Source organism: Streptococcus infantis (assembly GCF_001579645.1).
In the GTDB taxonomy this organism is placed as follows: Bacteria; Bacillota; Bacilli; order Lactobacillales; family Streptococcaceae; genus Streptococcus; species Streptococcus infantis_E.
Window position 1 is genome coordinate 133,499 of sequence record NZ_KQ970822.1, and the last position, 7,228, is coordinate 140,726.

Genomic DNA, 7,228 nt, shown 5'->3' on the forward strand with positions numbered 1-7,228 from the left:
CAGCAAATCCCAATAAAAATTTTTTATGACAATCCTATTTAATTTTTAATAGTATGTATCTGATTTCTACAAAGTATTATATCTTAGCTAAAATAACCCCATACAGCTAGTCCTACAGCAGATATTCCTCCGACAACATACCCCGCAACCTTAATTCCCACCGGAACAGCAACAACTGCTGCAGGAACTACTCCTCCAGCAACTGTTGCTAATTCATTTTCTGTCATTGCTGTAAAACGACTATCATTTACTAAAATCTCCATTTTTGAATCTCCTTACTCTAATTCACTTTCACTTTAAATATTTCTTTTCTATTAATATAGTATGTCAATACCACTAACAGAATGCAGTTCTCCACTGATACCTTTTCTAAATTAAGTAGAGAATAAATTAATAATATACTGTAAGATATTAAAACAAATCCTACATATATATTTTTCAACATTATATTCATAAAACTCACCTAAAGTTTTATTTCAGATTTTTTCCAACGTGATAAAGTCCTGCTCCTAGCATAATAGCGCCCCCTGTTACAGAAAAACCTTTAAACGCAGCTACTCCAAATGCTACTACTAGCGGTGCAACTCCCCCATCCACTTCCATCAGCTCTTCTTCCGTAAGAGCTGCAAAGTTCTGTTCCATTTTGTCAAAGTTTGTCATTTTTTTCTCCTTTATTTTTATAGTTTTTTTGTTTGTGATTGTTAACCTTTAAACCATTTTAAAAGCCAAATTGGATAAATAACTGAAATCATTTTTTCTCTCCTTCCTTATCTTCTCACTTGTCTATTCGAGAAATCATTTTAAAATTAATGAATAAATTTATTTTATTTAAAATACAATTTGATAAACCATGGAAGTAAAATTGGTAAATACATTGATCAGACTCCTTTCCTTTTCTTCTTACTTATCTATTCGATAAAATAATTTTAAAATAAACAACTAAGTCAAATTTATTTTAAAAACCACTTGATCAACCACGGATAAAGACCTGTCACATACATCAGTAATCCTCCTTTTTTGTTCTCATCTTTTTATTCGTAAACTCGACTATAAAACTTCAAAATCTTATCTTTTTTCGAGAAATAAAAAAACAACATGACTTGCATGTTGCTTTATGTTAGATTTTATCTTTAATGGCTTTTAATACATCTGCCACACTTTGGAGGTGGTCGATTTCTTCATCACTGATTTCGATTCCGAATTCATCCTCAATGGTTAGTACGAATTCCATCAAATCTACCGAATCAGCATCCAAATCATCCTTCAAGCTCAAGGCCTCTGTTACTACGAAGTCTTCCCCTTGACGTTCTTGGATAATGGTCACGACACGGTCAAAAATTTCTTTATCTGTCATATATATTATTCTCCTGAAAATTCACGCGCAGTTTGAGCAACTACGTCTGTTTCTAGCATGGTACGAATCTGACGAATCGTACTATACACAGCCTTGGCATCACTTGAGCCATGAGTCTTGACAACAGGCGCCTTAACGCCAAACAAGACCGCACCCCCAACATCTGAATAGTTGAGTTGCTTTTTCAATCCTCTAAGACTATCCTTAAGAAGAAGAGCACCTAATTTAGCTCGCAAACCGCCACCTGTGATAGCATTTTTAAGCAAGCCCATGATTCCCATGGCTGTTCCTTCGATGGATTTGAGCACAGCGTTTCCCGTGAAACCGTCTGCCACGACAACATCTGCAACACCCTCCATCAAATCACGCGCTTCCACATTACCAATAAAATTCAAACTCTCATCAGCTGCTAGCAAGTCATAAGTTTCCTTGCGGAGTGGATCCCCTTTACTACTCTCTGTCCCGTTATTAAGCAAACCAACTCGTGGTTTTGCAATTCCACGAACATTTTTGGCATAGAAAGAACCTAAGATGGCGTATTGATGTAAGTGATGGGCTGTGTTTTCTGCATTGGCACCGAGGTCCAGCATGTCAAAACCTTTCCCATCAACTGTTGGTAAGGTTGACATAAGCCCTGGACGATCGATATTTTTGATGCGACCAACAATGAAAAATCCTGCCGCTAACAAAGCACCTGTATTTCCTGCAGAGAGCACAGCATCAGCCTCACCGTCCTTGACAGCCTTAGCAGCCAATACCATACTGGCATTTTTCTTCTTACGGATGGCTTTTGTTGGTTCATCATCCGAATCAATTTTTTCATCTGTATGGATAATACTGACGCGTTCTGTAGCTGTTAGATATTGCTTGATTTTGCTTTCGTCTCCGTAAAGTTGAATCTCAATATCTGAAAAGTCAGCAAGGGCTTGATTGACACCCTCAACAATGGCTTGAGGTGCGTAATCGCCACCCATTGCATCTACTGCGATTTTTTTCATTTGTCTTCCTCTTTTAGTAATTGTCCCCAATCGGCTAGGGAATCAATAAATTTCTTTGATTTTAAGTGAATTCCGACGTACTCTTCATAAATTTGATCCATGAACTGACGCAATTCTTGCTTGATTTCAGACTTGAGAGAAATAGTCTCTAAAGTCTCAAAGTTGATAGCTTGAAATTGATTGAGCAGATAGGGTATGTTTGGATTCAGATGACAACGTTTCTCGTCCTCATGGTAATGATCAGGACATAAGCAAGCACCATATTTGAAAGAAAAATCAAAGGCCTGACCCACCCGATGGCAAAAAACACACTCATTAAAGTTTAGACTAATCCCAAACCGGGTCAAGATCTGAATTTCAAAAATATTGGTCAAAACTTGATAATCCAGCCCCTCTTCCATCAACTCTAAAGTCTTTTGTAAAAAAGCAAACAAGGGAGCATCCTGGTGATTGTCCTGCAAACTAGCATCTGCCAAAGCTGCCACATAGGTCGCATAGGCCATGACAAAGAGATCACTATTGATTTTTGGAAAGGTCATCACCTCATGATAGTCTTCAATATAACTAAGCCCATCATCATTGATTCGCAAAAGAAAACGAGCCAGCACCAAAGGTTGAATAACTGGAGCCAGTTTGGACTGACCGGCATGTTTGACAAAAAACATCCGCTTACCAACCTGCTCTGTAAAAATTTTGACTAGCTTGTCACCCTCACGAAAATTACGATTGTAGAGCACCAACCCCTGACTCGTAATAGACTGAATCATGCTTCTCTCATGTACTCCTCAAGACGTTTCATAGCTTCTCTTATGGTTTCCATGCTAGCTGCATAAGACAAGCGCACATAACCTTCTCCATATTGACCAAAAGCTGCACCAGGGATAAAGGCAACAGCCTTCTTGTGAGCAAAATCTTTTAGAAAAGCAAACGAATCTTGATTGTAGCCTGTTGGAATCTTAGCAAAGATATAAAAGGCACCGTCAGGTTTGATAATCTCAAAACCAAGATTAGTCATTTTCTCGATAATGTAATCCCGACGCTGGATGTATTCCTTCTTCATCGGCTCTGCATCATCTTTACCAGCTGTTAAGGCTTCTACTGCAGCATGTTGCGCCATAGTATTCGCAGCAGTTACCAAGTACTGGTGACTCTTGATTAACTGAGCTGTGAAGTTTGCTGGTGCGAAGATAAAGCCTAAACGCCAACCTGTCATAGCATGTGATTTGGATAGACCATTGATGATAATGGCCTGATCTCTCAGCATTGTTCCCAAAGATACATGATTTTCCCCTGTATAAGTTAATTCTGAGTAGACCTCATCACAGACAACGAAAACCTCATACTTACGTAAAACGTCTGCCAAGGCTTCCAACTGTTCGCGACTATAAGTAATTCCTGTAGGATTAGCTGGATAGTTGAGAATGACTGCCTTGAGCTTGTCACCCTGCTCCAGAATTGCCTTCTCCAGCATTTCAGGAGTCAAGACAAAACCATTTTCAGTCGTATCAATCTCGACAATCTCTGCGCCAACTAGATTAACAATTGGTTCATAACCAGGATAGGCAGGAGCTGGCAAGAGAACCTTGTCTCCCTCTTCTAAAATAGCTGTCAAAGTAGCTGATAGAGCCTCTGTCGCACCAATTGTGACCAAAATTTCATTTTCAGGATTATAGTCTAGCTGGTATTTTTCTCTTACAAAATCACTAGCTGCCTGGCGTAAAGTCATCAAACCACTCATCCCTGTATAGTAGGATTGGTTTTGGTCAATGGCTCGCTTAGCTGCCTCCTTGACATGGTCTGGAGTTGTAAAGTCAGGCTCTCCCAATGTCAGACGTAGAACCCCAGGAATCTCAGAAATAGCCTGGTCAAACTGACGAATCAAGGAAACTTGAATCTTATCTAATTGTTTATTAAATCGCTTGGTTAAGTCCATAGATACCCTCCTTGCTTAAAGAACATATGTCTATTATACTACAAAAGCTCTCTGACCGCAAAATCACACTAGCATAAGCAACTGATGTATGTTCATTTAAATTCATTACAACACTATGTTTTTATAATACTCAATGAAAATCTCATGAAACTAAGAATCGAGGTGAAAACATAACTAAGGTTAGGTAAGCCGAAGATGACAACGTATTAGGAGATTTTCGACGAGTATTGAGAAGTTACGTAAGGAAATAAATCGGATAGGGGTCAATATAAATCAGATCACAAAAAAAGTAAACGAAGATAATCAGGCTAGTCTAAATGAATTTAGTCAGATTCTTGAATTGCAGAAACATTTGAAAGATACAGTCAGACAATTTATTCAAAAACAAGAAAATCAAACACAGGTACAGGACAGATGGTTGTAATAAGAATTATTGTTGATATTCTCTCTTATCTATCCTAAACTTATAACTAAGGATAAGATGATGTCGAGTGACTAGTAACAGTTTGCTCAAATGTTGCTGATGATTCAGGTTCAGGTTCGGCACTACCTTCAGCTTTAGGTTGTAAAGAACCCGCTCCACCACTGGTCCTATTCGTTTCACTCTTGGAGTATATTCAAGAGTTTTTTTTTCTTGCAAAAAAAGTTCAAAAAATATATACTGGATATACACGATATAGAACGGAGATATACCATGACTACATCACTTGTTAAGCAATACAATTTTAAAATCAATGAGTTAGCAATGGAACAAGCTAGAGCCATTATTAAGGAAAAAGGAATGACCATGACGGATGCTATCACTCTTTTTATAGAGCAGATTGTCCTCGAACAGGACTTGCCAATCAAGACTGCAGAAGATTTACACCGTGAACAGTTGATTGAGGAATTACAAGCTCAATCCGAACGAGCCTTAAGAGAATATGAAGCAGGAAAAGGGACTTCCCTAGACAGTATGAGGGCACGCTATGGCTTATAAAGTAATTATTTCTGATGAAGTGAGACAAGCTATTGACAGTATTCATGATTACATCACTACTGTTCTTTTATCACCTCAGTCTGCTAAAAATACTGTGGGTAAAATTTTAGATGGCTTAAAAAGTTTAGAAGTCTTTCCTGAGGCTGGTTTTGACGCCGATGAAAAAATTGGTGTAAAGATTAACAGTAAGTTCCCTACACGAGGAAAAATTATTGGTCAGTATGTTTTACTCTACTTCATCGACCAAAAACGAAACACTGTTTTTTTATCTCACCTATTCCACACAAAAAGCGACTATGTCACTTTGCTACAAAATGGTAATAAAAAAAGCTCAACTGATTGAGACATCTTTCTTTATTTTATAAGCTCCGAAACCTTAATTTTTGGTACCGTCTTGGTTTAACAATACGCTGTATATATAATATTTTACAGCTACTTTTTCTTTAGAAACGTTGATTTAATAAGGATTTAAATATTACAGAGTATACCTTTGTAAAATACGGTTTTGCTAATCTTCGTTACAACTATTCTAGCACCATTATTGATTACTAGATCGGTAATGTCATTTCTGAGTGGATAGTCAGAAAGTGGTTAGATAAGTGCGACAAAAAAAATATAACCTGAGTTTAGTTTTAATATGACTAGACAAACAGAAATACCAGAGGTGGAGCTCTGGTATTTCTGTTTTTACCAAGACTTCGTTACAGTTCTAATCACATAATGAGAGAAACTTGTCAAATAATTATTAAACTTTACTTTTCTTCGAGATAAGACTATAATAAGAAGTACTTATTTTAGGAGGTTTTTATGTCATTTCTATCAAAAAATGGGGCAGGACTGTTAGCCTGTCTGATCATTTCTATCATCTCTTGGGTTCTAGGAGGCTTTCTGCCTGTTGTGGGAGCACCTGTTTTTGCCATCTTTATTGGCATGATTCTCCACCCCTTTCTCACTTCCTACAAACAACTAGATGCTGGTTTGACTTACAGCTCCAAGAAATTACTTCAGTATGCTGTTATCTTGCTTGGGTTTGGACTCAATATCTCTCAAGTTTTTGCAGTAGGAAAATCTTCGCTCCCTGTCATTCTATCCACCATTTCTATAGCCTTGATTGTTGCCTATCTTTTCCAGCGCTTTTTTGACCTAGATACAAAGCTAGCTACCTTGATCGGTGTTGGTTCCTCTATCTGTGGCGGTTCTGCCATTGCAGCGACTGCTCCTGTCATCCATGCCAAGGAAAAAGAAGTCGCACAAGCCATTTCTGTTATCTTTTTCTTCAATGTCTTGGCCGCACTTATCTTTCCAACCCTAGGAACCTGGCTTCATCTATCAAACGAAGGTTTCTCCCTCTTTGCAGGAACTGCGGTCAACGATACTTCCTCTGTAACAGCCACTGCTAGTGCCTGGGATAGTCTATACAATACAAACACTCTTGAGTCTGCCACCATTGTCAAATTGACCCGTACCCTAGCTATTATCCCCATCACTCTCTTTCTCTCCTACTGGCAAAGTCGTCAACAAGGAAACAACCAAGGGGTAAAACTTAAAAAAATCTTCCCTGTTTTCATTCTCTACTTCATCCTAGCTTCTCTGCTAACCACCGTCCTTACTTCCTTCGGTGTCAGCAATAACTTCTTTGCACCTCTCAAACAACTGTCTAAATTCCTCATCATCATGGCCATGAGCGCTATCGGCCTCAAAACCAATCTCATTGCTATGATTAAGTCCAGTGGTAAATCCATTCTTCTTGGTGCCCTCTGCTGGATTGCCATCATCCTGACTAGCCTCGGTATGCAAACGCTCATCGGTATTTTCTAATACTCTTCGAAAATCAAATTCAAACCACGTCAACGTCGCCTTGCCGTACTCAAGTACAGCCTGCGGCTAGTTTCCTAGTTTGCTCTTTGATTTTCATTGAGTATAACACAAAAGGTAGCCTGCAAGCTACCTTTTTAGGCTCTTTG

The 7,228-nt window shown here is 38.4% G+C and carries 10 protein-coding genes; 4 read left to right on the forward strand and 6 right to left on the reverse strand.

Translation table 11 applies throughout. From position 1 onward, the window contains the following. Positions 1-83: 83 nt before the first annotated feature. The 6 genes from SINDD18_RS07920 to SINDD18_RS07945 form a co-directional block, all read right to left on the reverse strand. Positions 84-263 (reverse strand): Blp family class II bacteriocin, encoded by a 180-nt coding sequence (locus SINDD18_RS07920; protein ID WP_061863745.1) that lies wholly within the window; start codon positions 261-263, stop codon positions 84-86. A gap of 208 nt (positions 264-471) precedes the next feature. After that, positions 472-660 carry a class IIb bacteriocin, lactobin A/cerein 7B family gene (locus SINDD18_RS07925; RefSeq protein ID WP_061863746.1) on the reverse strand — a complete coding sequence of 63 codons (189 nt, stop codon included), beginning with the start codon at positions 658-660 and terminating at the stop codon, positions 472-474. A gap of 457 nt (positions 661-1,117) precedes the next feature. Beyond that, a complete protein-coding gene (locus SINDD18_RS07930) occupies positions 1,118-1,354 on the reverse strand; it encodes an acyl carrier protein (RefSeq protein WP_000130002.1) in 237 nt (78 codons plus the stop codon). Between the two features lie 5 nt (positions 1,355-1,359). Then, the gene (gene plsX / locus SINDD18_RS07935) at positions 1,360-2,352 is read right to left on the reverse strand and encodes a phosphate acyltransferase PlsX (protein WP_061863747.1); all 993 of its coding nucleotides are present in this window, start codon (positions 2,350-2,352) and stop codon (positions 1,360-1,362) included. Beyond that, positions 2,349-3,119 carry a DNA repair protein RecO gene (recO, locus tag SINDD18_RS07940; protein ID WP_061863748.1) on the reverse strand — a complete coding sequence of 257 codons (771 nt, stop codon included), beginning with the start codon at positions 3,117-3,119 and terminating at the stop codon, positions 2,349-2,351. The genes plsX and recO overlap by 4 nt, the downstream gene beginning before the upstream one ends. Beyond that, a complete protein-coding gene (locus tag SINDD18_RS07945; RefSeq protein ID WP_061863749.1) occupies positions 3,116-4,285 on the reverse strand; it encodes a pyridoxal phosphate-dependent aminotransferase in 1,170 nt (389 codons plus the stop codon). Before SINDD18_RS07945 ends, recO begins: the two co-directional genes overlap by 4 nt. A gap of 256 nt (positions 4,286-4,541) precedes the next feature. Between SINDD18_RS07945 and SINDD18_RS10595 the strand changes: the two genes are divergently transcribed. From SINDD18_RS10595 to SINDD18_RS07960, 4 genes are all read left to right on the forward strand, one after another. Then, complete coding sequence (locus SINDD18_RS10595) at positions 4,542-4,709, forward strand: hypothetical protein (protein WP_398578192.1); 168 nt, start codon at positions 4,542-4,544, stop codon at positions 4,707-4,709. A 270-nt stretch (positions 4,710-4,979) separates the two neighbouring features. Continuing rightward, positions 4,980-5,264, forward strand: a complete 285-nt coding sequence (locus tag SINDD18_RS07950) for a type II toxin-antitoxin system RelB/ParD family antitoxin (RefSeq protein ID WP_000213598.1) — start codon at positions 4,980-4,982, stop codon at positions 5,262-5,264. Further along, a complete protein-coding gene (locus tag SINDD18_RS07955; protein WP_061863750.1) occupies positions 5,254-5,607 on the forward strand; it encodes a type II toxin-antitoxin system RelE/ParE family toxin in 354 nt (117 codons plus the stop codon). The genes SINDD18_RS07950 and SINDD18_RS07955 overlap by 11 nt, the downstream gene beginning before the upstream one ends. A 464-nt stretch (positions 5,608-6,071) precedes the next feature. Beyond that, positions 6,072-7,082: a YeiH family protein gene (locus SINDD18_RS07960; protein ID WP_061863751.1), complete on the forward strand. Its 1,011-nt coding sequence runs from the start codon at positions 6,072-6,074 to the stop codon at positions 7,080-7,082. Positions 7,083-7,228 lie beyond the last annotated feature (146 nt).

Excerpts from the sequence above, each read along its gene's own strand:
- SINDD18_RS07930 (WP_000130002.1), bottom strand. The coding sequence starts at position 1,354 with ATGACAGATAAAGAAATTTTTGACCGTGTCGTGACCATTATCCAAGAA.
- recO (WP_061863748.1), bottom strand. The coding sequence starts at position 3,119 with ATGATTCAGTCTATTACGAGTCAGGGGTTGGTGCTCTACAATCGTAAT.
- SINDD18_RS07945 (WP_061863749.1), bottom strand. The coding sequence starts at position 4,285 with ATGGACTTAACCAAGCGATTTAATAAACAATTAGATAAGATTCAAGTT.
- SINDD18_RS07925 (WP_061863746.1), bottom strand. The coding sequence starts at position 660 with ATGACAAACTTTGACAAAATGGAACAGAACTTTGCAGCTCTTACGGAA.
- SINDD18_RS07960 (WP_061863751.1), top strand. The coding sequence starts at position 6,072 with ATGTCATTTCTATCAAAAAATGGGGCAGGACTGTTAGCCTGTCTGATC.
- SINDD18_RS07955 (WP_061863750.1), top strand. The coding sequence starts at position 5,254 with ATGGCTTATAAAGTAATTATTTCTGATGAAGTGAGACAAGCTATTGAC.
- plsX (WP_061863747.1), bottom strand. The coding sequence starts at position 2,352 with ATGAAAAAAATCGCAGTAGATGCAATGGGTGGCGATTACGCACCTCAA.
- SINDD18_RS07950 (WP_000213598.1), top strand. The coding sequence starts at position 4,980 with ATGACTACATCACTTGTTAAGCAATACAATTTTAAAATCAATGAGTTA.
- SINDD18_RS07920 (WP_061863745.1), bottom strand. The coding sequence starts at position 263 with ATGGAGATTTTAGTAAATGATAGTCGTTTTACAGCAATGACAGAAAAT.